Genomic DNA, 626 nt, shown 5'->3' on the forward strand with positions numbered 1-626 from the left:
GCGTTATATTTTTAATCAATTTTCGAGTCAAAATCATGGATGAAAGAGGTAGAGTTTATCTGGAACAATATCTGAACTCTTTACCTGATGAAGTCGCTTCCAAATACACTTCGTTCAGCTCAGACTATTTCTGTGCAGATGAACGCAATGCAAATCTCTGTGCCGAGTTAATCCTTCGTGGTGAAAAGCGTGCATCATGCAGCTTAGACTATTGGTACAGCGAAAAATGCGAGCCAATGCCAGTTGTTGGGCACCTTCAAGTGGTGACAAATTGGGATGGTATGCCTATTTGTATTATAGAAATGACGTCTGTAACCAAGCAAAAATACAGCGAAGTAACACCTGAGTTCGCGGCTTTAGAAGGTGAGGGTGACAAGACTTTAGCTTGGTGGCGGGAGGCGCATTGGAACTTCTTCTCGAGAGAGTGCGTAGAGCTAGGAATATCACCGTCGGAAGATATGCTGCTAGTTCTAGAACAGTTCAAAGTGGTGCACAAATAAAAATATAACAATGCGTTCAAGTGGGACTTGGCACGCGTGGCATTTTCAGTTTGCGTTGAGTTTTGTGGTTACGGTACTGTGCGGTAGCTTTTTTATTGCGTGCCTGCGCCCCTTAACGCGGCGTTA

Annotated in this window: 1 protein-coding gene; it reads left to right on the top strand. The window is 44.1% G+C overall.

Annotated features, from left to right (window positions below; genetic code table 11):
• Positions 1 to 35: 35 nt before the first annotated feature.
• Entirely contained in the window at positions 36 to 500 is a 465-nt protein-coding gene (locus UF06_RS00130) for an ASCH domain-containing protein (protein WP_045568625.1), read from the top strand.
• The last annotated feature ends 126 nt before the right edge of the window (positions 501 to 626 follow it).

The organism is Vibrio sp. S234-5 (assembly GCF_000960595.1).
Classification (GTDB): Bacteria; Pseudomonadota; Gammaproteobacteria; order Enterobacterales; family Vibrionaceae; genus Vibrio.

What these genes read in the sequence shown, in the direction of transcription:
- UF06_RS00130 (WP_045568625.1), top strand. Translation starts at nt 36, where the DNA reads ATGGATGAAAGAGGTAGAGTTTATCTGGAACAATATCTGAACTCTTTA.